Genomic DNA, 22,090 nt, shown 5'->3' with positions numbered 1-22,090 from the left:
GAGGAGATTACGCCGCGTCGTTTCTCCCAACATAGCCGCCGTCACGCTGGCTTCTTGTTGAGTCGGACGCGGCTGCATGATCGCTCAACTGCCAGAGTGGCCGGCGCCATGATCGACGCAACTGCCCCTCGCAACAGTCCTCTCGTTAATCCGACCGCTTCGCCGTCCTCGACGGTCTGGCCTCTGGGCTGTGCATTGCGTTAGATACTGACGATTAGCCGGGCAGCGACAGCGCAGGCTTTTGTCGAGCTTATCCTTGCAGGAGGTATGTTTGTCGGACTCGGAATACCTGGCAGAGGCAGCGGACACCCTGCATGGGCTGGGGCGCACCGACTCGGACTATTCGCTGCTCAAGGTGCTGCTGGATAACGGCGCCTTGAACGTCGCGCGCACGCGCAGGTGTCTGTCGCACGCCAAGGATGCCGCGGATCTGGAAGTGTCGCTCAAGGCGAGCAAGCGCCTCATAGAGTTATTGAAAAGCACCACCCCCGTCACGCAGACAACCAGCCGCGAGATAGCGGCAATGGAAGGCTCCGATCTGTTCGGGCTGTCGCTTCTGGACGGGCTCGACGACATCGTGCCAGACCCGGTTCCGTCGGTGCCGGGGCGCTTGCTGTACATCTTGCATCACAGCATGCCCTATCTGACGAACGGCTATGCAATGCGCAGCCACGGCTTGGCGAGAGGAATGAACGGGGCGGGGATCGACCTCTTGTGCCTCACCCGTCCCGGCTTTCCACTGGACACCGTCGACCATATCGACAGCTTGCCTGACGCCGAGGTAATCGATGGCGTTCCATACCTTAGGGACCTTTACCCAAAGCGCCTAGGCCGCGACCGCAGCCAAGCCTATCTGTCCGAGGCCGCAGATCAGATCGAACGTCGCCTGCGCAGCGTCCGGCCGCAAGCCGTCCTGGTCGCTTCAAATTATATCGCTGCCTTGCCGGCGCTTCTGGCGGCGCGGCGATGCGGCGTGCCGATCGCCTATGAGGTTCGTGGATTCTGGGAACTGAGCCATTTGGCCCGCGATCCGGCTTATGACCTGACGTTGGCTTACAAGACCCACACGGCGCTGGAATCGCGTACCGCCGCTGCCTGTGATCATGTTTTTACGCTCGCTTCGCCCATGAAAGACGAATTGGTGAAGCGCGGGGTGGCGGCGGATCGGATCTCGCTGCTGCCAAACTCATGCGACCCGGATCGGTTTCAGCCGCTTCCCCGCGACGAGCGGCTGGCGGCTGCGTGGAAGGTTCCGAGCGATGTGCCGGTTATCGGTTATATCGGCTCATTTGTGGGGTATGAAGGGCTTGACGACCTGACCCGCGCCTGTGCGCGGCTGCGCGCGGAGGGCCACCGTTTCAGGCTGGTTCTGGTTGGCGGAAATGCCGGTCCTGTCGAGGCAGAGATCGAGGGCATTGCAAAGCAGACAGGGCTGGACGACTGGCTGATCATGCCCGGCCGCGTCCCGCATGACGACGTCGATGCCTGGTATTCGCTGATCGACATCGCCCCGTTCCCTCGCAAGCCTCACATCGTGACCGAGTTGGTGACGCCGCTGAAGCCTCTTGAAGCCATGGCGATGGGGAAAGCGGTGGTGATGTCGTCAGTCCGGGCGATGGCCGAGATGGTGCAGGATGGAGAGACGGGCCTCTTGTTCCGCAAGGGGGACGTCGACGACCTCTCGCAGCAGCTTGCGCGGCTTATCGAGAAACCCGTGTTGCGCAGGTCGATCGGCCACAACGCGCGCAGCTTTGTGCAGAGGGAACGCACCTGGGACACCATGGGGCAGCGAGTCAAGACGTGGATGGATCAGCTATAGCGACAGGCGAGCGCTCGCGCCTCTGGAACCTCGTTCGACCTGATCGGTCGGGGCTCTGGCTGACCACTCGGTGCGCCATGGCCTTGCCGGCCTCAGCTTTGCAACCTTCCTGCGAACGGCACCACCGTCACTCGCGCCGCCACCCCTCTGCTTGCGAACGCGCCGCCCCGCTGCTACGCCGGGATTGCTGGTCGGCAGAAGGCGGTTTTCCATGCAACCCATCAGACAGCTTCGCGCCTATCTGCAGCAACGTCGCCAGCTTTCGACCATCCGCCCTCACGTCGATGCCGAGTTTTACCTGTCCCAAGCCCCGTCCGCAGCCGACCATCCCGGCGGTGTGGCGGCGCACTACCTGAGTGTCGGTGCAGCGGAGGGGCTGAACCCCAATCCCGGCTTCGATACCGCCGCGTATCTGCGGGCCAATCCTGACGTCGCTGCCAGTGGGCTGAACCCGCTCTATCACTTCCTTCGGTTCGGACAGGGTGAAGACCGCCCGGCCTCGCCCATAGCTGAACCACTCAAGCCCGAAGCCTCACAGGACATGGCCGGGCTCGTCGCGGCGCATTTCGATACCGCCTTCTATCTGGAGCAATGTCCGGAAGCCGAAACTCACGCGGGCGGCGCGGCGCAGCATTATCTCGATCACGGCGAGGCTGAAGGGCTGCAGCCGACCCGCGACTTCAGCGGCATCGCCTATCTGCGCCAGAACCCGGATGTCGCGGCAACCGGCATGAACGGGTTTTACCATTATCTCGCCTTTGGCCGGGCGGAGGGGCGCGAGCTTGGGCACCAGCCCTCGGCCGATCTCGACCGCGCCATCTCACGCGACTTCGATGCTGATTTCTATCTCGCGCGATACCCTGACGTGGCAAAGGCGGGGACCGATCCGCTGACCCATTTCAGGCGTCGTGGCCTCTACGAGAACCGGCTCCCGAACGCCCATTTCGATCCACAATACTACCGCCGCGCGGCCGGAGCTTCGCTGGACGCCAGTCAATCCGCCTACCAGCATTTCCTGGAAGAGGGCCGGGACCGGGGTCTGCCGGAATCGATGACCAGCGCCGATGCCCCCATCTTCCGCAGATTTGCGCAGCTGAATGGCTGGGAGCCCGAGGCAGCGGCCGTCGCCGTCCGGGATCGCCGGCAGGCGCTGATCGGCAGCCTCTTGTCCGGGCCATTGCGGCAACAGCTTGAAAAGCTGGAACAGGTCGATCCGCTGGTGATGAAATCCTTCGGCTCCGGTTTGCGTCCCGGGATCTCCCCGGTCCGCAACGAAGCGGTCATGCTTCAGGTCAGCGCCATCCTCGAGGCGCAGCAGGCGGCGCAGCGGCGACCGGCCAAGGCCGTTGTTGTCCTGCCGTGGAGCCATCTCGGCGGCGCGTCGAAGCTGGCGGGAATGGCGACGCGGCTGCTGGCGGATCGGTTCGGTCCCGACGAAATCGCCGTCATCCACACCGAAAGCGCCGAGTTCGAGTATTCGCAATGGTTCCCCGAAGGCATCCGCGTCATCGACCTCTATACCTCGTGCCTCGGCCTGCCGCGAAAACAGCAATCCCGCGTGCTGCTCGAGCTTCTGCGGTCATTGCGGCCGGAACTGGTGCTGAACATCAATTCCCGCCTCTGCTGGGAGACATTCCAGAATTTCGGCAAGCCGCTGTCGAACGAAACCCGCCTGCTCGCCTATATGTTCTGCGGCGAGAAGGACGCGCGCGGCCACTGGTCGGGCTATCCGATCTCGTCCTATCACACGGTCCTGGATATTCTAAACGGCGTGTTTGTGGACAACCATTTCCTGAAGGCGGAGCTGTCCGAGCGGTACCTTCTTTCGGACCCTGCCCTGTCCAAGCTGACGGTGCTCGAAACCCCCGCCGATCCGCAGCTGGCGCAGGTTCAACTGCGGCAGCGACCCGAGGGTGCGCGCCCGGCGATCTTCTGGGCCGGGCGTTTTGCGCGGCAAAAGCGGCTGGACCTTGTGGAAGGGATCGCCCTGCGGATGCCCGACTGCAATTTCCACGTCTGGGGCGGTGAGGCATGGCCGGGGAATAAGCCGGACAACATGATGCTGCACGGCACCTATCAGGATCTGGCCGAGCTGCCGCTGCAGGATTGCGACGTCTGGCTTTACACTGCGGAATGGGACGGGGTGCCGAACATGCTGATCGAGATCGCGACGCTCGGCGTGCCGCTGGTCGGCTTGCTGGCGGGGGGCACGGGCGAGGTGCTGCTGCCCGATCTGGCCGTGGGGGTCGCGGAGATCGACGATATCGACGCCTATGTGGCCGGGTTGCGGCAGATCATCGACCACCCGGAACAGGCCGCCGCGCGCGCCGCCCGGCTGCGCCAGACGATGCTGCAGAAGCGCACGCCCGGCGCTTACGCGCGGGCGCTGAACGCGGTCATCGACCAGTTGCCGCCCCGGTCACCGGTGGAGGTGCAGCCATGACCACGCCAGATCTGTCCCTGCTGGTGACGCTGCATAACGAGGCACATCTGGCCGGCCCCGCCCTGCGCAGCGCCGATCTGGCAATCGCCGCCGCCGAGGCGGCCGGTTTCACCGTCGAGCGCCTGATCGGCCTCGACGCCGCGACCGAGACCACGCGCCGCTTCTGCGCCCAGCCCGTGATTGCCGAGCGCTGGCCCTGCCGCGATTATGACTTCAGGGACCCGTTTCTGCTGCGCAACGCGCTGGCGCGCGCGGCCACCGGGCGGTGGGTGGCGTGGCTGGATGGGGACGATCTGATCTCGGAAAACTGGCTGGTCACCGCCTGCGAGATGCTGCGCGACGCGCCGCCGGACGAGACATGGGTGATCCACCCCGAGCTGAACTGGGTCTTCGATGGCGAGGAGAATGTCTTTACCCTCGTCGATCAGGCCGACCCGCTGTTTTCCAAGGCATATCTCTATTTCAACAATTACTGGGACATGATGAGCGTCTATCCCCGCGATCTCGCGCTCGCGGTCCCCTATGCGCCGCGCCGCCCGGAGCAGGGGTATGGCTATGAGGACTGGCACTGGAACCTCGCTACCATGGCCCACGGCGTGCTGCACCGCGTCGCCCCTGGCACGATCATCGCCAAACGCCGCCGCGCCGAATCCGTCAGCCGCGCCAACGCCCGCATCAGCGCGGTCTGCCAGCCGTCGGAGACCCTGCGGATCGATCGGTTCTGGGGGCCGCACCTGCAGCCGCCCGAAATCCCCAGCTAGTCCCAAGGTAAACGAATGAATGACGATCAGGTCCAAGCCTTGCTCTCGGCCGCAAGGGTGCTAAGCGAGGTCGGTCGCGTATCCTCGGCGCGGTCGCTGCTGGCTAGCGTGGCGAGACAAGCGCCGGATGCGTTGCGTTCCGCGACGCTGTCGACGGCACGCCGGGTCGAGGCCGAGTTGACCGTCCTTGCCGCCGAGGCGCTGATCGACGCCGGGAGTGACGTTGCCCCCTCTGCCTAATCCAGTTTGAGGTAGACTCTGGCCTAACCGAAAGGACCAGAGATGAAGCGCAGCAGGTTCACCGAGGATCAGATCATCGGCATTCTGAAGGAGCACGAGGCGGGGATTTCCGTTGCCGATCTTTGCCGTAAGCACGGCGTCAGCGATGCGACCGTTTACAAGTGGAAAGCCAAGTATGGCGGCATGGATGTCAGCGAGGCGAAGCGTCTGAAGGCGCTTGAGGATGAGAACGGCAGGCTGAAGAAGCTGCTGGCCGACTCCATGCTCGACAATTCGGCCTTGAAGGATCTGCTCGGAAAAAAGTGGTGACGCCCGCCGCGAAGCGGCAAGCGGTCGCGCATCTAGTGGCAAGTCACGAGATGAGCGAACGGCGGGCGTGCCGGGTGATCGGCTGTTGCCGGATGACCATGCGGTATGAGGTGGTCCGCCAAGACGACCCTGTGCTGCGCGAGCGGCTGAAAGAATTGGCAAAGGTCCGGCGCCGGTTCGGGTATCGTCGGTTGCATGTCTTCCTGCGGCGCGAGGGCCACGAGGTCAACCACAAGCGCCTGTTTCGCATCTACCGCGAAGAGCAGTTGCATGTCCGTCGCCGGGGCGGGCGCAAGCGGGCCATGGGCACACGGGCCCGATGGTGCTGCCTTTGCTGCCAAACCAGCGCTGGTCGCTGGACTTCGTGTCAGACCAGCTGACCGATGGCCGCCGGTTCCGGATCATGACCGTGGTCGATGACTGCACGCGGGAATGCTTGGCGCTGATCGCGGACACGTCGCTCTCGGGGCAAGGGTGGCGCGGGAACTGGCGACGCTGTTCGACACCCGCGGCAAGCCTCAGACGGTGGTCAGTGACAATGGAACCGAGTTCACCTCGAATGCGATCCTCAAATTCGTGGATGACCGCAAGTTTGACTGGCATTACATCGCGCCCGGAAAGCCGACCCAGAATGCCTTCATCGAAAGCTTCAACGGTCGCCTGCGAGACGAACTCTTGAACGAAACGCTGTTCCCGTCCCTGCACCATGCCCGCGCAACGCTGGTCGCCTGGCGCACGGACTACAACACCGAACGCCCCCACTCCCGCCTCAGCTGGCAGACCCCAGCCGAGTTTGCCGAAACCTTCACCCCGCAACGGGGCCTGACGCTGCGCAATCCGCAAAGCTCCGCGCCAGCCCCCGTTGCCCAACCCGCCCAAATGGGCAAAACTCAGTCCCGGAGTCTCGCTCACGCTGGATAAAAGTTGGGGGCAACGTCAGGAGGCGCAAGGACGCGCAGATGGCGTGGTCAGAGCTGGTGGCCGCCGCCAGTCGGCAGCGAACGCCCCTGGATCCGGCGATGCTGCGGCTAAGACTGGCCCTGATCGAACCGCCACCGCGTCCGCCCGCGCATCGAGAGGGCGACCCGGAACTTGCCTATATCCTCGGGCTCAGCCTGCCGCAGGACAAGACCGGTTACGCCATGCGAACACAGGCCCTGGTCAGCGCCATGCAGGCTCAGGGGCGATCGGTGGTTTGCCTGACCAAGCCGGGCTTTCCATGGGACAGAGGTCACGCAGATGCTGGCCGGCAGGACCGCGTCGGGGAGATTGTCTATCATCGGACGGGCGAGGCGACCGACCGACCCGCTCGCCTGCCCGCCGACTACCTCGCCGCCGAAGCGAAGGTTTTTGCGGCCCTGTCCCCTCTCCGCCCCAGATGGGTGATGGCGGCGTCGAATTATACAACCGCGATCCCCGCGCTTTTCGCCGCGCGCCGGCTGGGGCTGCCCTTCGTCTATGAGGTCCGCGGGTTCTGGGAACTGTCGCGTGCCTCGCGCGAGCCCGGCTATATGGACAGCCTCGATTATCGGGCGGCGCGCGATCTGGACGGTGCGGTGGCAGCGCAGGCTGATCTGGTGTTCACGCTGAACAGCGCGATGCGCGACGATCTGATCGGGCGCGGGGTCGATCCCGGGCGCATCGCCCTGCTGCCCAATGCCGCAGATACCGAGGTGCTGCGCCCGGCGCCGCGCGATGCCGCCCTCTCCCGCCGCCTCGGGCTGCCGGCCGAGGTTCCGGCGACGCGGTTCGACTTCATCGACCCGGATCGCCGGATCATCCTGGTCACCGGCCATCGTCGCGAAAGCTTCGGCGGCGGGTTCGAGCGGATCTGCCAGGCGCTGCGCCAGATCGCCGAGCGTTTCCCTGACACCGACATCGTCTATCCGATGCACATGAACCCCAATGTCCGGGAACCGGTGGGCCGGCTGCTGGGCGGCTTCGACAACATCCACCTGATCGAGCCTCTGGATTATCTGCCCTTTGTCTGGCTGATGAGCCGCGCCCACCTGATCCTGACCGACTCGGGCGGCATCCAGGAAGAGGCGCCGTCCCTGAGCAAGCCGGTTCTGGTGATGCGCGACACGACCGAACGACCCGAGGCCGTCGACGCCGGCACCGTCAGGCTGGTCGGCACCGACACCGAGGCCATCGTACGTAACGTCACCCAGCTGCTGGAAGATCAGGCGGAATACGACCGGATGAGCTTCGCCCACAACCCCTACGGCGACGGCCAGGCCGTGACCCGTATTCTTGACGTATTGGCGGCCTACAAGGACAGGACATGACGGCACCTTTCAACAATATCTGCATGGTCGGTCTGGGCTATATCGGCCTGCCGACGGCGGTGGTCTTTGCCCTGCGCGGCGTCAATGTCATTGGGCTGGATGTGAACCAGAAGGCTGTCGAAACCATCAACGAAGGCCGCACCCACATTGTCGAACCGGGGCTCGAGGATGCGCTGCGCCGCACCGTCAGCGCCGGGCATCTGCGCGCGACCACCCGGCCCGAAGCTGCGGATGCCTTCCTGATCGCGGTGCCGACGCCGTTCCGGCAGGACTCTGACGAACGCATCCCCGATCTGTCCTGTGTCGAGGCCGCGGCGCGTTCCATCGCGCCGGTCCTGAAGAGAGGCGATCTGGTCATTCTGGAATCGACCAGCCCCGTCGGCGCGACCGAACAGATGGCCGGCTGGCTGGCAGAAGCGCGTCCGGATCTCAGCTTCCCGCAGACCCATGGCGAAGGCTCGGACATCCGCATCGCCCATTGCCCCGAGCGCATTCTGCCCGGTCACGCGCTGACGGAGCTGGTCAGCAATGACCGCATCATCGGCGGCATGACCGAGGCCTGCTCGACGCGGGCACGCAAGCTGTACAAGCTGGCGATCGAGGGCAACTGCATCGAAACCGATTGCCGCACCGCCGAAATGGCGAAGCTGACCGAGAACAGCTTTCGCGACGTCAACATCGCCTTTGCCAACGAGCTGTCGCTGATCTGCGACAAGCAGGGCATCAATGTCTGGGAACTGATCCGGCTGGCCAACCACCATCCGCGGGTGAATATCCTGCAGCCCGGTCCCGGTGTCGGCGGCCATTGCATCGCCGTCGATCCCTGGTTCATCGTCTCGCAGACCCCGGACGAGGCCCGGATCATCCGCACGGCGCGCGAGATCAACGACCACAAGCCCGACTGGGTGCTGGCCAAGACCCATCAGGCGGTCGCCGAATGCACGGCCGAGACCGGCAAGACGCCGCGGATCGCCTGCCTCGGGCTGGCCTTCAAGCCGAATATCGACGATCTGCGCGAAAGCCCGGCACTGGATATCGCGACCCGGCTGGCGACGCTGTATCCGGGCCAGGTGGATGTGGTCGAACCCTATATCGATGCGCTGCCGCCCGGGCTGGACGGCAAGGCGCAACTCTGCCGCCCGCGCGACGCGGTCGCCGATTGCGACATCGTCCTGCTGCTGGTCGACCATGACGACTTCCGGTCCATGCCGCCCCCGTCGCGCCCGGGGTTGCGCCTGATCGATACCCGTGGGGTCTGGGCCGGACTGCCGAACTGAGAGCGAGACATGATCGAACCTGCACTTCGCGCCTCTTTGTTGTCAGAGGCCGCATTGACCCTTCAGGACGCCGGGCGCGAGCGCTCGGTCCTGGCGCTGTTGGAACAGATAGGACCGGGCCGGCATGACCTGCCGACACTGCGCAAGCTGCAAAAGCTGCGGCGCGCGCCCGGAACGGCGCAGCACTCCCCTGAATGGAACGGACGCCGCATCAGCGCGGGCGACCGGCTGCGTTGCCTGACGCTGCTCGATCCGATCAGCGCGGCGAACTGGTCGTCAGAGTTTCAGGGCGTGCCGCTCGACCGGACCGGCTGGCCCGCGCAGATCCGTGCCGAGGATCACGATTTCATCCTGATGGAAAGCACCTGGCAGGGCAATGACGGCGCCTGGATTTATGCCATGACGTCGCCGGGGCTGAAACACGCCAATGCCCGTGCCCTGCTGGAAATGCTGGAAGAGCTGCGCGAGTCGTCGAACAAGCCGATCGTGATGATCAACAAGGAAGATCCGCTGCACTTTGACAAGTTCATGCCGATCATGAAGTTCGCGGACCATATCTTCACCACCGACGAAGACATGATCGACGGCTATCGCCAGAACACCGACGCGCTCAGCGTCACCGCGATGCCCTTTGCCGCGAACATGGCGCTGACCAACCCCGTCAACCGGGTCAGGGAACAGACCGAGGATCTGTGCTTTGCCGGGTCCTATTATTCCGAAGGCCATGACGAGCGAAAGCGGCAGATGGGCTACATGCTCGAGCCGATTGTCGAGTTCAAGGGCGCCATCTTCGACCGGATGTCGGTGCACGACAATCCCCGCTATCACTTCCCCGAAAGGTTCCGACCCTTTGTCCGGCCGGCGGTCGATTTCCGGCAGATGACCCAGCTGTATCGGCGCTTCAAGGTGTTCCTGAACGTCAATACCATCGTGACATCGCCGACCATGATGTCGCGGCGGGTCTATGAGCTTCTGGCCAGCGGCACCCCCGTCGTCTCGTCGCCGTCCCGCGCCATCGAGGCGCATTTCGACGGCATCGTTCCGACCGCCTCGACCGCGCGGCAGGCCTGCGATGCGGTGGATCGCCTGCTGAACGATGACCGGCACTGGTGGAAGACCAGCCAGAAAGGCATCCGAGAGGTCGCGCTGAAGCACCAATATGCCAACCGCGGCAATTTGGTCCGCAAGGTCGTCTTCGATCAGGACAGCGCCGAGACGCAGCCCTTGGCGACCATCGTGCTGTCGACCAAGCGTTCGCAGTTCTTCGAACGCATCGTCAAGAATATCTCGCAGCAGACCTATCCGCGGATCGAGGTCATCTTTGCCTTCCATGACTCCTGGCCCCAAGAGCGGATCGCCGAGCTGGAAAACCGGCTCAAGCAGGTGTCGAACATCCAGCGCGTGCGGGTGCTGCGCTTCCCGGGGACGGTCAGCCTGGGGACCAAGCTGAACGCCGCGATTGCCGAGGCAAAGGGTGAGTTCATCGACAAATTCGACGATGACGACTGGTATTTCCCGAACTACCTTCAGGACATGATCCTGACCTTCGATTTTTCCGGCGCGGATCTTGCCGGAAAGTGGAGCTTTCCGGTCTGGCTCGAAGGGTCGGACAGGCTGGTGCTTCGCAATCCGGGGAACGAACACCGTCTCGGCTCGCCCTATGTTGCAGGGGCCACCTTTGTCGCCCGGAAGAGCTGGCTGCAAAAGATCCCCTTCGCGGATCGCAGTCAGGGTGAAGACACGGACGTGCTGAAGCGGACGCTGGCAGCGGGCGGCAAGATCTATTCGGCCGACCACTTCAACTTTATCCAGTACCGGGCAGCGGATGTCCGTCATCACACCTGGCGCGCGGAATCCGATCTTTTTGAACGGACCGGACGGGCGGTGGGACGCAGGGACGATTTTCAGGACTGGGTGGTCTGATCCTGACGGTCTTGCCGCCGGTCACGTGGATCTGCGGCAAGACCAGTCGGTGATCGGACCGTTCAGGATTTTGCGAGAACAAGGATATTGGCAGATGAAAGCTGACACGAGCAGGCGCGGCGTCGCGATCGAAACCATCGACCCTCAGGCCAGGGGCACGACGGCTGTCGGCGATCCCTCTGGCATCGTCATCGGCAGTCCGATGGGCGCGTCGGGCAGCCCGGCTGTGTTCTGGCCGCTGCGGCATCCGGTCGACTCGCCGCTGCTTGGCAACATCCCGTTCCTGTTCTGGCTGATCGAGACCACGCGACCGCGCAAGATCGTCCAGCTGGGTCTGGGCGACGGCTTGATTCACATGGCGCTGTGTCAGGCGGTCGAGCGTCTGGGCGGGCAGTCGCTATGCGTGGGCGTGGATCTGGACGGCTGCGACTGGCCGGAACAGCTGCGCCGCCAGCATCAGGCAGAATATTCCGCCTTTTCGACCCTGATCCACGGCGGCTGGCCCTCGGACGGCGCGGGTCTTGTCCGCGGGGCCGATCTGCTGATCCTGAACGCCCCGCTCGACCGCGACCAATGCCAAAGCATCAGCGACCATTGGCTGTCGCAACTGTCCAACAAGGCCGTCGTCCTGACCATCGACGCCGCCCGCGTGCTTGGCCATCCCGACCTGCGCAACCGCCTGATCGAGGGCGCTGCATCGGTTCTGGCGGCAGGCCCGTTCTCGCCTGCGGGCGAGATGATCGACGTCACCCTGCTGGGCGAGGTCCAGCCCGAGCGGCTGCGCCATCTGGTTGACGCTGGAGAGACCTCGCCGATCCGGCTGACCGCGCGTCAGGTCTTCAAGACGCTCGGCAAGGGGGTCGAGGACGCCTGTCGCCTGCGCGAGCTTCAGGCTCAGAACAACGCGCTTCGGTCCTCGGCCCAGACGCTGAAGGATGCGGGTGCGGCCGCAAAGGCCACCAGCGCCGCCCAAGCCGGTGAGCGCGCCGACGAGCTGTCGGCAGAGCTGGACGCGGCCAAGCGACAGGCAGAGGCCGCGAACGCGCAGATTGACGAACTGCGCCGGCAGAACGCGCAGTTGGAAGAGGCCCACGCCACCCGGATCGAGGACATCGCCGTTCTGATGCGCGAGCACAAGCTGCGGCAGAAAGAGACAGCGGACGAGGCCGCGCGGCTGCGTGACGAGGTCGAGCGGCTGACCAGGAAGAACGCCGAGCAGGACCGGGCGCACAAGGCCCAGCTCGCCCAGCTTCGCGAGACCCAAGAGGCCGCGCTGGCAGAGTTGCAGGGCCAGCTGGTGGCGATGCAGGCCCTGCATGAGGACACACTCCGCGAGATCTTCGCCAGCACCTCCTGGCGCGTGACGCGGCCGATGCGCGGCCTGAAAGCGGCAATTTCACGCCGCCCCGCAGAGTAGCGGGCGGCGGAAAGAGACTTTGTCGGCCGAGCCGGGGCGTTTGCGATTGGTTGCCGCCCCGCCAGAACCCGATTGACCCGATGACGCTGTCCGGTCAGGTCGACCCGCCATAGCGCGGCCGGCGGAAGTTTGGCACGCCTCGGTCGGGTCAGCTTGCCTCTGCTGCTTTCAGCAGCGCCTGCGAGCGACCGTCCCCCGGCATACTGCGGCCGTCGCCGGCAGGTATGGTCGTCGCCGCCTGCGGCATACAGCATGACGGCCCTGTTGAAGCTCTCATACACGCCATAGCCGGCAAAGCTGCCCGAGATCCCGCGCCCGTTCGGGCTTCTAGACAGTGCCCGCAGCGACCTGTCAGTCGCCACGAGATCCGTCACCTCGACAAGAACTTTCTTCTGGCCGCGCCCCTAGCCAGCCGGCGCCAGCGGCAGCCCGACCGTCGCCAGCAGGCCGCCGCCCTTGCGGTTGGTAAGTGTGATGGTGCCGCCATGGGAGGTCACGATGGTGCGGGCGATGGACAGGCCCAGACCGGTGCCGCCGGTGTCCATGCTGCGGCTGTCCTCGCCGCGCACGAAGGGTTCGAACACGCTGTCCAGCCGTTCCGGTGCGATGCCGGGGCCGCGGTCGGCGATCAGGATGCGGGCCTCGGACGCACCTGTTGCCAGCGTCACTTGCGCCTCCCCGCCATAGCGGATCGCGTTGTCGACAAGGTTGCCGAGGGCGCGGCCAAGGGCGACCGGGCGGGCGATCACCTGGGCGGGGCGCTCGACCGTCAGCTCTGCCCCGCGGTCCTCGCACAGGCGGCGCAGCAGCGGCGCGAGATCGACCGGGCGGGCGTCCTCGGGCTCGCCTGCGCCACGGGCACAGGCCACCAGCCCCTCGGCCATGACGGTCATTTCCTCCAGCGTGCGGATCATCGGGGCGGCCTCGGCCTCGTCCAGCAGCTCGGCGCGGATGCGCAGGCTGGTGATGGGCGTGCGCAGGTCGTGGCCCAGGGCCGCCATGGTCCGCATCCGCTCGGCGTCGAAGCGGGCGATCTGCGCCTGCATGTCGTTGAAGGCCGCCGCCGCCTCGCGCAGTTCACGCGCGCCGCGCTCGTCCACGCGGGCGCTGCGGTCGCCCCGACCGGCAGCGCGGGCGGCGCGGGCCAGATCGGCCAGCGGGCGGGTCAGACGGCGCACGAAGACCAGCCCGACGGCCAGCACGAACAGCAGCGACAGCGCCAGCACCAGCAGCGAAACGCGGACGTCGAAGGCCGGCCGGGGCGGCGCCTCGCCGCGCGAGGTGGCGTTCAGCCAGACACCGTTGGGACCCGCGCCCGATTGCAGCGCGATGGCGATGGACACCCGCGCGCCGCGATGGGAGGCGCCGTGACGCGACACCGCTGCTCGCAGCTCTCGCCCCGGCAGCGCCGTCGCCAGATCGCGCAGCAGCGCGTCCGTGCGCCCGGCCCCCGCATCGCCGCGCACCGCCGGGTTCGGGTCCACCGACAGCCGCGACATCCGCGTCGAGGCCCGGCGCGCCATCAGCGCCTGCTGCTCGGGCGGTGCGGCCTCGATCAGCGGCACCAGCGAGACGATCCGCTCAAGCTCGCGGTCGATCAGCGCCGCCCGGTCGAGGCTGGCGCGCTGCACCGCGAACAGGCTGAGCGCGGCGAGATTGGCGGCGATCAGCGCCGCCGCCAGCACCAGCGCAAAGCGCCCGGCGAGGCCATCGGGCAGCAGGCGGCCAAGCGCCCTCATTCCGGCACGACATCGACGGCGAGGCGATAGCCGCCGCCCCATTCGGTGACGATCAGCCGGGGCGCGCTGGGGTCGTCCTCGATCTTGCGGCGCAGGCGGCTGACGGTGTTGTCGATGGCGCGGTCATAGGCTTTCGCGTCCCGTCCCGCTGTCAGGTCCAACAACCGGTCGCGGCCCAGCACGATGTGGGGATGGTCCAGAAACACCGCCAGCAGCTTGCCCTCGCCACTGGTCAGGGTGACGTGGCGGCCATCCGCGTGCGTCAATTCCTGCGTCGCCGGATCGTGGTGCCAGCCGCCAAAGCGGCGGCAATCCGACGCGACGCGCATGGGCGGCGGCGGCGCGCGGCGCAGCACGGCGCGGATGCGCGCCAGCAATTCGCGGGGGTTGAAGGGTTTCACGACGTAATCATCCGCGCCCAGTTCCAGGCCCACGATGCGGTCCGTTTCCTCGGCCATGGCGGTCAGCAGGATCACCGGCGGCCCGCCTTGGGCGACCAGCCAGCGGCACAGGCTCAGCCCGTCCTCGCCCGGCATCATCACGTCCAGCACCACCAGCGCCAGCACCGAATCCTCGACGATCTTGCGGGCCTCGGCGGCATTGGCGGCCAGTTGGGTGCGGAACCCCTGCTTGCGCAGATATTGCGCCAGCGGCTCGCGGATGTCGCGGGCATCGTCCACGATCAGGATCTGCGGGGCGGTATTGTCCATGGCGAAACCTTTGTCCTGCCGCCTTCATAGCCGCTTCAGGGCGGCTTTGGGCAGGGCTTTGTCGCGAATTGTCGCAAAGCGCGGCGCTGCGACAGATGGCGACAACACCGCAGCCCCGCTGACACACATTCCGGCGCGGCATGGTCCATATCGGATGCATGAGGGCCTCGCCTTCACTTCGCATCTGAAAGGACGAAACCATGACATTCTCGAAAATGCTGCCCGTAGGCTTTCTGGCCCTGACCTTGGCCGGAACCGGCGCGATGATCGCCACCGCCCAGACCCCGCCCGCCCCGGCCGAGACGCAGACGGCGCCGCAGACCCAGACCGCACCGCAAGCGCAGGGCGAGGCGCAGCCGGCACCGCAGGCGCAGACCCCGCGCGGCGATGCCCGGCCGGGCAAGCCCGGGATGCGCGACCGCTGGAACAACAAGCACAAGGGCGGCCGCAAGGGCGGCGGCGATTACGGGATGATGCAGGAAATGTTCAGCCGCATCGACGCCAATGGCGACGGGAAGATCACCCAGGACGAGATCGACACCTTCCGCGCCGCCACCGTCGAGGCCGCCGATCAGTCGGGCGACGGGGCGCTGAGCCTTGAGGAATTCGACACCATCTATCGCGACATGACCCGCAGCCGCATGGTCCGCGCGTTTCAAAGCCTCGACCGCGACGGCGACGGCTCGATCAGCCCCGAGGAACTCGACGCCCGCTTCGGCAACATGATCCAGCAGATGGACCAAGACGGCGACGGCGCCCTGTCGCCCGCCGATCACCGGGGCAAGCGCCGCTAGGCGCACCCTTTTAGCGGGCTGCACCGGCCCGCCATACGAAAGCGCCCGGACGTCATAACAGGCGTCCGGGCGTCTTCATGTCTTGGGCAGGGACGCTTAGCCGTCCCCCAGAACCTCCAGCAGGCGCTTGGCCGCCTCGGCGGACGAGGCCGGGTTCTGGCCGGTGATCAGCTTGCCGTCCTGCAGAACGAAGCTGGACCAGTCCTCGCCCTTTTCATAGCGGCCGCCCTTTTCGGTCAGCATGTCCTGAACCAGGAAGGGCACGACATCGGTCAGCCCCGCGGCCTCTTCCTCGGAAGTGGCGAAGCCGGTGACGCGGCGGCCGGCCACCAGCGGCTGCCCGTCCGGCCCCTGCGCGTCGCGGAACACCGCCGGGCCGTGGCACACCGCCGCCACCGGACGGTCGGCGCTGGCAAAGCCCTCGATCAGCCGGCGGCTGTCGGGGTCATTGGCCAGATCCCACAAGGGGCCGTGGCCGCCGGGAAAGAACACCGCGTCGAAATCCTCGGCCTTGACCTGCGACAGCTTCTGCGTCGAGGCAAGCTGCGCCTGCGCCTCGTCATCCTGCTTGAAGCGGCGCGTATCGTCGGTCTGCGCGTCCGCCTGATCGCTGGTCGGGTCAAGCGGGGGCTGCCCGCCCTTTGGCGAGGCCAGCGTCACCTGCGCGCCCGCCTCCTTGAAGACGTAATAGGGCGCGGCAAATTCCTCGAGCCAGAAGCCGGTCTTCTTGCCGGTATCGCCCAGTTCCTCATGCGAGGTCAGAACCATCAGAATCTTCATGCGTCACCTTCCTTCTGGCCCACGCGGATCACGCGCTTGCCGAAATTGTCGCCCCGCAGCAGGCCGATGAAGGCCTCGGGCGCGTTTTCGAGGCCGTCAATGACCTCTTCGCGGTATTTGATCTTGCCCGCTTCGATCCATTCGCTCATCTGGCGGGCGAATTCGGGGTAAAGGCTGCCGAAGCTGTCGAAGATGATGAAACCCTGCATCTTCAGCTTCTTGCGCAGGATCAGCCCCATCAGCCAGTTCAGCCGGTCCGGCCCGTCGGGCAGCTTGGTGGCGTTGTATTGCGAGACCAGCCCGCAGACCGGCACCCGCGCGTGGTCGTTCAGCAGCGGCAGCACCGCGTCCAGCACCTTGCCGCCGACATTCTCGAAATAGACGTCGATGCCGTCGGGGCTGGCCTTGGCAAGCTGGTCGGCGAAATCCGCCGCGTGGTGGTCGATGCAGGCGTCAAATCCCAGATCGTCGACGGCATGGGCGCATTTTTCCGGCCCGCCGGCGATGCCGACGACGCGGCAGCCCAGCAGCTTGCCGATCTGGCCCACCGTCGCCCCGACCGGGCCGGTGGCGGCGGCGACGCAGATCGTCTCGCCCGATTTCGGCTCTCCGATCTGGGTCAGCCCGGCCCAGGCGGTGAATCCGGGCATCCCGAGGATGCCGAGCGCCCAGGACGGATGGTCCGGCGACTGGCCCAGATTGGTCACGCCGGCGCCGTCCGACAGCGCGTAATCCTGCCAGCCGCTGAAGGACAGGACGTAATCGCCCGGCTGGAAGCCCTGAAGGTTCGACCGCACGACCTGCGCCACGGTGCCGCCGACCATCACATCGCCGATCTCGACCGAGGCGGCATAGCTTTCCGCATCGCTCATCCGGCCACGCATATAGGGGTCGAGCGAAAGGTATTCCGTCCGCAGCAGCATCTGCCCCTCGCCCGGCTCGGGGATGTCGGCCTCGCTCAGGCGCAGCGTGTCCTGGTTCGGCTCGCCCTTGGGCCGCTCGGCGAGCAGCCATTGGCGGTTGGTCCTGTCGGTCTGGGTCATGTCGGGGTCTCCGTCGGTTCAAGGGTGGCGTCAGCGGGGCGGGCAGCGCGGGGGCTGGTCCCTGCTGTCGGCGCGTGCAGGCCAAGCGGTCTCGGCACGGCACGCGCCGGACGCCCCAGATCAATGCCCAGCGGTGGAAAGAGTTTCGCGGAACCGCGCCGCGACGCAGCGTCGGTTGGTGTTCAAGGGGCCAGCCAAGCGCGGCCAGCGTCATTCGCCTTACCCCACCGCCTCTTGCAGCCGGTCCTCGACGATGCGCCCATCCTCGAGCGTCACGATGCGGTCGGCCTGATTGAGGATGCGGTTGTCATGCGTCACCATCACCGTCGTCGTCCCCCGCATCTTTCCCAGCCGCTTGAGCAGGGCGACCACGGCCATGCCGCTTTCGCGGTCCAGCGCGGCGGTGGGTTCGTCGGCAAAGATCACCTCGGGCCCGCCGACCAGCGCGCGGGCGATGGCCACGCGCTGCTTCTGCCCGCCGGACAGGTTCGCGGGCATATAGTCGATGCGGTCGGCCAGACCCAGCAGCCCCAGCACCCGCTCGGCCGCGGCGGAATCGAGGCGCGGGTCGCGCTGCGGCTTGACCTGCAGCCCCATCATCACATTCTGCCGCGCCGACAGGCTTTCATGCAGGTTATGCGCCTGAAAGATAAAGCCCAGGCGCCGCCGCAGCGCCACCAGCCGCGCCTCGGACGCGCCGCGCAGCTCCTGCCCCAGCAGACCGACCGCGCCATCCTGCACCTCGCGCAGGCAGCCCATCAGCGTCAGCAGCGTCGTCTTGCCCGACCCTGACGGCCCCATCAGCGCCGTCAGCCCGCCCGACGGGATGTCCAGCGTCACATCATGGATGGCCTGCTTGCGCGCCTCGCCCCGGCCGAACCAGTGGTTCAGCCCGGCGACCGACAGCGCAAGGGGGTTTGGATCGGCCGGCATCAGAACAGTTCCGCCGGGTCGGCCGAGGCGAGGCGGCGGGTCGCCAGCGTCCCGGACAGCGCACAGGCGACCAGCGTGCCGACAAAGACCATGGCCACGATGGCGGGCGTTATCGCCAGCGGCAGGTTCGTCGCCGCCCGCATCCCCGTCACCAACCCCAGCGCGATCAGCGTGCCGGGCACCGCGCCCAGCGTGGCAAGGATCACCGCCTCTTCCAGCACGATGCCCAGCAGGAAGCGGTGGCGATAGCCCATCGCCTTGAAGGTCGCATATTCGCGCAGATGGTCGGCCACGTCGGTCGACAGCACCTGATAGACGATGACCAGCCCGACCAGAATCCCGATGACCACGCCAAAGCCGAAGATGATCCCGGTCGGCCGCTTGGTCTGCTGATAGCTGACATCCTCGCGCTGCGCCTCGGCATAGGTGCGGATGCGCAGCGTGTCGTCGGGCAGGATCTGGCGCAGATCCGCCGCCACGCGTTCGGCGTCGGCGCCGCCGGTGACATGCAGCAGGATGTGATCGGGGGCAGTGCTGCTGCGCTGCTGCACCAGATGCTGAAAGGTCTGGTCGGACACGATCAGGAACCCGTCCGCGCCGAACCCGCCACCGCCCGCGAAGGTGTCCTGCAGGCTTAGCGAGCGTCCCCGCACCTCGACGATATCGGGGGATTGCGGGCGGATCAGCGCGGCCTCGGCCCGGTCGAGGCCGCGGGTGTTGATGTCGATGATGCCCGAATCCGGCAGCCGCAGCATGGCGGATTTGCGCGCGATATCGGGGGCATAGAACTCTGCCGCCGCCGGGTCGATGGCAAAGGTGGTCAGGCTGATCGTCCGCCCGTGGCGCTGCAGCGAGACGTTGCCCACGAACAGCGGCGTGCCGCTGGCAACCTGCGGATGGGCCAGCGACTGGAACAGCCATTGCCGGGGGACGTGGCTGCCCTCGGCGATGGCGTTGGCATCGGCGGCCGAGATCATGATGTCGGCGTCGAAGAACCGGTAAGGCTGGATCGTGGCCGTCGCCATCGACCCCATGATGGCGATCTGGACGAAGACCAGCACATTGGCGAAGGCCACACCGGCCAGTGCGGCCGCAAAGCGGGCGCGGTTGTGGACCAACTGCAGCCAGCCGATGGGCAGCCGGCCCAGCAGCCGGGTCAGAAATCGCGTCATGGCGGCGGGTCCGCCGCCGCGCCGCCGGGCCGGGTGTCGATGCGGGCCACGACCTCGAGTCCCGTATAGCGCCGCGCGGTCTGCATCCTGTCGCCTTCCAGCGCCACCAGCACGGTGACGACGCGGGCATCGGTGTTGGCGGCGATGTCGTCGGGCAGCAGCCCCTGCCGCCCGACCGTCAGCCCGATGGACTGGACGCGGCCCAGAAACGTCTCGCCAATGGCCGAGGCGACCAGTTCGACCGGCTGGCCCGGCGCCACGGCGGCGATGCGGTCCTGATAGACCTCGACCTCGGCCATCATCTGGCGCGTGTCGCCCATCTGCATCATCCCGGTCAAAGGCGGGCGTTCGCCGGGGCGGGCGTCGATGGACAGGATGGTGCCGGCGACGGGGGCGCGGACCTCGGACCGGATCACGTCGCTTTCGGCGCGGGTCAGTTCCACCCGGGCGGCGTCCAGATTGCGGCGGGCGACCACGATATCCAGAGCCGCCCCGCCATCCTCGCCGCTGAACCGGGCCAGCGTGGCGCGGGCGCGGGCGACGGCCAGTTCCGCCTGTCGCAGGCCGGTGCGCAGCGCGTCCGTCTGGGTGGTGGTGGCGATGCCGCGGTCGGTCAGGGTGCGGCTGCGGGCATAGTCGGACCCGGCCTCTTCGGCGGCGGCTTCGGCCTGGGCGAGCGTCGCCTCGGCCTCGTCGCGCGAGGCGCGGATCGCGGCCTCGGTCTGGGCCAGAGTTGCCTCGCGCACGGCCACATTCGCCTCGGCCGCCAGCACTGCTGCCTGCAACTGGGCGGCATTGTCCAGCCGCGCCAGCAATTGATGGGCCGCCACCTCGTCGCCTTCGTTGACAAGAATTTCAGCAATGCGCGCATCGCCGGCGCCAAAGGGCGGCGCGACCGTGATCACATCGCCGCGCGGCATCAGCCGGGCAAGGCCCACGACATCGCTGGGCACGATGGTCTCGACCACATCGGCGGGCAGGCGGATCTCGGGCGGCAGGGCAATGGGCGCCGACGACCCCGCCCCCGGCGTCAGCCCGGTGCTGTCAAAGACCAGACGCAGCCCCGGCGGCTGGAAATACAGACCCACGATCCCGCCGATCAGGATCAGCAGCGGGATCAGCGGCAGCAGCACCATCCAGCGCCAGCGACGCCGCGCGCCGCCTGGCGTCGGGTCACTGTCAGGCGCGGCCTGCACCGGCAGCGGAAGGTCGGGATCATCGCTCACCGTCGCTGCGCCCTCAGCGCGATGAGGGAAATCGCCAGCCAGACCACGCTGCGCAGCATCATCGCGCCCATGGTCCGGGCCTCGTAAGGCTGGCCCGACATGACCTGCCAGCCAAAGGCGGCAAAGACGATCAGGGTGGCCGCGAGGATCGCGATGGACAGGGGCGCGGCCCAGCGGTCCCCGCGCCACAGTCCCACGCCGGCCGCGACATAGGCGAAGCCGGCGAGGAAGTTGAAGATCAGCACGAAATCGAAGACCGCGCCCATATCCGCGCCGCCGAACAGCGCGCGGCCCCCGGCGAGCAGGGTCAGCAATCCGAAGATGACGGCAAAGACGGCGGCGGCGCGGGTCATGGCGCCGTCAGAAGCTGAGGACGGTGGTGCCGGGGGTCACGATCTCGGCCCCCATGGCATCGGGCTGCGCGGGCGTCACGCCGTCCAGCAGGATCGAGGCATCGGCCCCCTTGCCGGGCAGATAGATCGCGCAGGTCTGCACCTGCAACCCGTTCTGTTCCATCATCATCTTCATCATGCCCTGCGGGCTGGCATCCTTGGGCGGCTGGCCCTTGGTGGCGGATTCGGGCGCGTCCTTCAGCGCGATATCGCCGGCCGGACCGCATAGCAGCATTTTTGCCTCGGCGCCCGCGCTGATCGCGTTCATGGTCAGCACCATGGCCATCAGCTGGGTCTGCGGATCCTCGGCGGTCAGGATGGTCAGCAGGCGGTTCGGGTTCTCGACCTGGACCGGGGTGGCCTGCTGGGCACCGGCGGCAGAGGCCGTGGCCAGAACGGCGGCAGAGAGGGCAGAGGCGAGTTTCATGGCGTTTCTCCTGAGATGAATGAAATGGGGTTTCAGTGTCCGGTCTGCGCGGATCGCAGCAGTGATTGCGCGGTATAGACCAGGATTGCGGTGCCGACCGCGCCGGCCAGGGCCACGCCCAGCAGCACGATCACGTCGATGGGGCCGCCGATATCGGCGGGGCGGGAATGGGTCATCAGCATGACGAACACGACCGCCGCGATGGCGCCGAAGGGCATGGAAAGCTGCGCGATCAGGAATTTCCGCATCGACATCTTGCGGTCTCGGATCAGCACGAACAGATAGGCGGCGGTGATCATGGCGGCCAGCCCGACCATCGCCCAGAAAATCCCGCTGCCGAACATCTCGGTAAAGACCGCCAGCAGGGTCGAGGGGGTAAGTTCCTTCATGGCACGTT

19 protein-coding genes and 1 pseudogene are annotated in these 22,090 nt (G+C 66.6%); 10 read left to right on the top strand and 10 right to left on the bottom strand.

Translation table 11 applies throughout. The features are described 5' to 3' along the window. Positions 1 to 271: 271 nt before the first annotated feature. From CYR75_RS14465 to CYR75_RS14420, 9 genes and pseudogenes are all read left to right on the top strand, one after another. The gene (locus tag CYR75_RS14465; RefSeq protein ID WP_101500677.1) at positions 272 to 1,819 is read left to right on the top strand and encodes a glycosyltransferase family 4 protein; all 1,548 of its coding nucleotides are present in this window, start codon (positions 272 to 274) and stop codon (positions 1,817 to 1,819) included. Between the two features lie 211 nt (positions 1,820 to 2,030). Further along, on the top strand, positions 2,031 to 4,262 hold the full coding sequence (locus CYR75_RS14455) for a glycosyltransferase family protein (RefSeq protein WP_158644672.1): 2,232 nt from the start codon (positions 2,031 to 2,033) through the stop codon (positions 4,260 to 4,262). Further along, positions 4,259 to 5,023, top strand: a complete 765-nt coding sequence (locus tag CYR75_RS14450) for a glycosyltransferase family A protein (protein ID WP_101500674.1) — start codon at positions 4,259 to 4,261, stop codon at positions 5,021 to 5,023. Before CYR75_RS14455 ends, CYR75_RS14450 begins: the two co-directional genes overlap by 4 nt. A gap of 15 nt (positions 5,024 to 5,038) precedes the next feature. Further along, entirely contained in the window at positions 5,039 to 5,263 is a 225-nt protein-coding gene (locus CYR75_RS14445) for a hypothetical protein (protein WP_101500673.1), read from the top strand. A gap of 42 nt (positions 5,264 to 5,305) precedes the next feature. Next, positions 5,306 to 6,493 (top strand): annotated as a pseudogene (locus tag CYR75_RS14440) (IS3 family transposase). Positions 6,494 to 6,531: 38 nt separating this feature from the next. Next, positions 6,532 to 7,860: a non-hydrolyzing UDP-N-acetylglucosamine 2-epimerase gene (wecB, locus tag CYR75_RS16710; RefSeq protein ID WP_158644671.1), complete on the top strand. Its 1,329-nt coding sequence runs from the start codon at positions 6,532 to 6,534 to the stop codon at positions 7,858 to 7,860. Further along, positions 7,857 to 9,137, top strand: a complete 1,281-nt coding sequence (gene wecC / locus CYR75_RS14430; protein WP_101500672.1) for a UDP-N-acetyl-D-mannosamine dehydrogenase — start codon at positions 7,857 to 7,859, stop codon at positions 9,135 to 9,137. The genes wecB and wecC overlap by 4 nt, the downstream gene beginning before the upstream one ends. A 54-nt stretch (positions 9,138 to 9,191) precedes the next feature. Then, on the top strand, positions 9,192 to 11,060 hold the full coding sequence (locus tag CYR75_RS14425; RefSeq protein WP_158644670.1) for a glycosyltransferase family protein: 1,869 nt from the start codon (positions 9,192 to 9,194) through the stop codon (positions 11,058 to 11,060). Positions 11,061 to 11,154: 94 nt separating this feature from the next. Next, positions 11,155 to 12,477, top strand: a complete 1,323-nt coding sequence (locus CYR75_RS14420; RefSeq protein ID WP_101500670.1) for a hypothetical protein — start codon at positions 11,155 to 11,157, stop codon at positions 12,475 to 12,477. Between the two features lie 404 nt (positions 12,478 to 12,881). Here the strand turns inward: CYR75_RS14420 and CYR75_RS14415 are convergent, their stop codons facing one another. After that, on the bottom strand, positions 12,882 to 14,216 hold the full coding sequence (locus CYR75_RS14415; RefSeq protein WP_158644669.1) for a sensor histidine kinase: 1,335 nt from the start codon (positions 14,214 to 14,216) through the stop codon (positions 12,882 to 12,884). Next, positions 14,213 to 14,926 (bottom strand): response regulator, encoded by a 714-nt coding sequence (locus CYR75_RS14410; RefSeq protein WP_101500668.1) that lies wholly within the window; start codon positions 14,924 to 14,926, stop codon positions 14,213 to 14,215. Before CYR75_RS14410 ends, CYR75_RS14415 begins: the two co-directional genes overlap by 4 nt. Before the next feature lie 200 nt (positions 14,927 to 15,126). Here CYR75_RS14410 and CYR75_RS14405 point away from each other — a divergent pair, with 200 nt between their 5' ends. Next, a complete protein-coding gene (locus CYR75_RS14405; RefSeq protein WP_101500667.1) occupies positions 15,127 to 15,720 on the top strand; it encodes an EF-hand domain-containing protein in 594 nt (197 codons plus the stop codon). Positions 15,721 to 15,816: 96 nt separating this feature from the next. Here the strand turns inward: CYR75_RS14405 and CYR75_RS14400 are convergent, their stop codons facing one another. From CYR75_RS14400 to CYR75_RS14365, 8 genes are all read right to left on the bottom strand, one after another. Beyond that, entirely contained in the window at positions 15,817 to 16,500 is a 684-nt protein-coding gene (locus tag CYR75_RS14400) for a type 1 glutamine amidotransferase domain-containing protein (protein WP_101500666.1), read from the bottom strand. Next, on the bottom strand, positions 16,497 to 17,543 hold the full coding sequence (locus CYR75_RS14395) for an NADP-dependent oxidoreductase (protein WP_101500665.1): 1,047 nt from the start codon (positions 17,541 to 17,543) through the stop codon (positions 16,497 to 16,499). The genes CYR75_RS14400 and CYR75_RS14395 overlap by 4 nt, the downstream gene beginning before the upstream one ends. A 219-nt stretch (positions 17,544 to 17,762) precedes the next feature. Then, complete coding sequence (locus tag CYR75_RS14390) at positions 17,763 to 18,476, bottom strand: ATP-binding cassette domain-containing protein (RefSeq protein ID WP_101500664.1); 714 nt, start codon at positions 18,474 to 18,476, stop codon at positions 17,763 to 17,765. Further along, entirely contained in the window at positions 18,476 to 19,648 is a 1,173-nt protein-coding gene (locus CYR75_RS14385; protein WP_101500663.1) for an FtsX-like permease family protein, read from the bottom strand. Before CYR75_RS14385 ends, CYR75_RS14390 begins: the two co-directional genes overlap by 1 nt. Further along, a complete protein-coding gene (locus tag CYR75_RS14380; protein WP_101500662.1) occupies positions 19,645 to 20,874 on the bottom strand; it encodes an HlyD family efflux transporter periplasmic adaptor subunit in 1,230 nt (409 codons plus the stop codon). The genes CYR75_RS14385 and CYR75_RS14380 overlap by 4 nt, the downstream gene beginning before the upstream one ends. Then, a complete protein-coding gene (locus CYR75_RS14375; RefSeq protein ID WP_101500661.1) occupies positions 20,871 to 21,227 on the bottom strand; it encodes a hypothetical protein in 357 nt (118 codons plus the stop codon). Before CYR75_RS14375 ends, CYR75_RS14380 begins: the two co-directional genes overlap by 4 nt. A gap of 7 nt (positions 21,228 to 21,234) precedes the next feature. Continuing rightward, positions 21,235 to 21,693: a hypothetical protein gene (locus CYR75_RS14370; protein WP_225972757.1), complete on the bottom strand. Its 459-nt coding sequence runs from the start codon at positions 21,691 to 21,693 to the stop codon at positions 21,235 to 21,237. Positions 21,694 to 21,725: 32 nt separating this feature from the next. Then, a complete protein-coding gene (locus CYR75_RS14365) occupies positions 21,726 to 22,082 on the bottom strand; it encodes a DUF5368 domain-containing protein (protein WP_101500660.1) in 357 nt (118 codons plus the stop codon). Positions 22,083 to 22,090: the final 8 nt, after the last annotated feature.

Origin of the sequence: Paracoccus jeotgali, from assembly GCF_002865605.1 — a bacterium.
GTDB classification, from domain to species: Bacteria; Pseudomonadota; Alphaproteobacteria; order Rhodobacterales; family Rhodobacteraceae; genus Paracoccus; species Paracoccus jeotgali.
This window is presented reverse-complemented; position numbering and strand designations above follow the sequence as displayed.

Bases quoted from the DNA above. Each gene is read 5' to 3' on its own strand.
- CYR75_RS14455 (WP_158644672.1), top strand. From the start codon at position 2,031: ATGCAACCCATCAGACAGCTTCGCGCCTATCTGCAGCAACGTCGCCAG.
- CYR75_RS14450 (WP_101500674.1), top strand. From the start codon at position 4,259: ATGACCACGCCAGATCTGTCCCTGCTGGTGACGCTGCATAACGAGGCA.
- CYR75_RS14445 (WP_101500673.1), top strand. From the start codon at position 5,039: ATGAATGACGATCAGGTCCAAGCCTTGCTCTCGGCCGCAAGGGTGCTA.
- wecB (WP_158644671.1), top strand. From the start codon at position 6,532: ATGGCGTGGTCAGAGCTGGTGGCCGCCGCCAGTCGGCAGCGAACGCCC.
- wecC (WP_101500672.1), top strand. From the start codon at position 7,857: ATGACGGCACCTTTCAACAATATCTGCATGGTCGGTCTGGGCTATATC.
- CYR75_RS14420 (WP_101500670.1), top strand. From the start codon at position 11,155: ATGAAAGCTGACACGAGCAGGCGCGGCGTCGCGATCGAAACCATCGAC.
- CYR75_RS14415 (WP_158644669.1), bottom strand. From the start codon at position 14,216: ATGAGGGCGCTTGGCCGCCTGCTGCCCGATGGCCTCGCCGGGCGCTTT.
- CYR75_RS14410 (WP_101500668.1), bottom strand. From the start codon at position 14,926: ATGGACAATACCGCCCCGCAGATCCTGATCGTGGACGATGCCCGCGAC.
- CYR75_RS14405 (WP_101500667.1), top strand. From the start codon at position 15,127: ATGACATTCTCGAAAATGCTGCCCGTAGGCTTTCTGGCCCTGACCTTG.
- CYR75_RS14400 (WP_101500666.1), bottom strand. From the start codon at position 16,500: ATGAAGATTCTGATGGTTCTGACCTCGCATGAGGAACTGGGCGATACC.
- CYR75_RS14395 (WP_101500665.1), bottom strand. From the start codon at position 17,543: ATGACCCAGACCGACAGGACCAACCGCCAATGGCTGCTCGCCGAGCGG.
- CYR75_RS14390 (WP_101500664.1), bottom strand. From the start codon at position 18,476: ATGCCGGCCGATCCAAACCCCCTTGCGCTGTCGGTCGCCGGGCTGAAC.
- CYR75_RS14385 (WP_101500663.1), bottom strand. From the start codon at position 19,648: ATGACGCGATTTCTGACCCGGCTGCTGGGCCGGCTGCCCATCGGCTGG.
- CYR75_RS14375 (WP_101500661.1), bottom strand. From the start codon at position 21,227: ATGACCCGCGCCGCCGCCGTCTTTGCCGTCATCTTCGGATTGCTGACC.
- CYR75_RS14370 (WP_225972757.1), bottom strand. From the start codon at position 21,693: ATGAAACTCGCCTCTGCCCTCTCTGCCGCCGTTCTGGCCACGGCCTCT.
- CYR75_RS14365 (WP_101500660.1), bottom strand. From the start codon at position 22,082: ATGAAGGAACTTACCCCCTCGACCCTGCTGGCGGTCTTTACCGAGATG.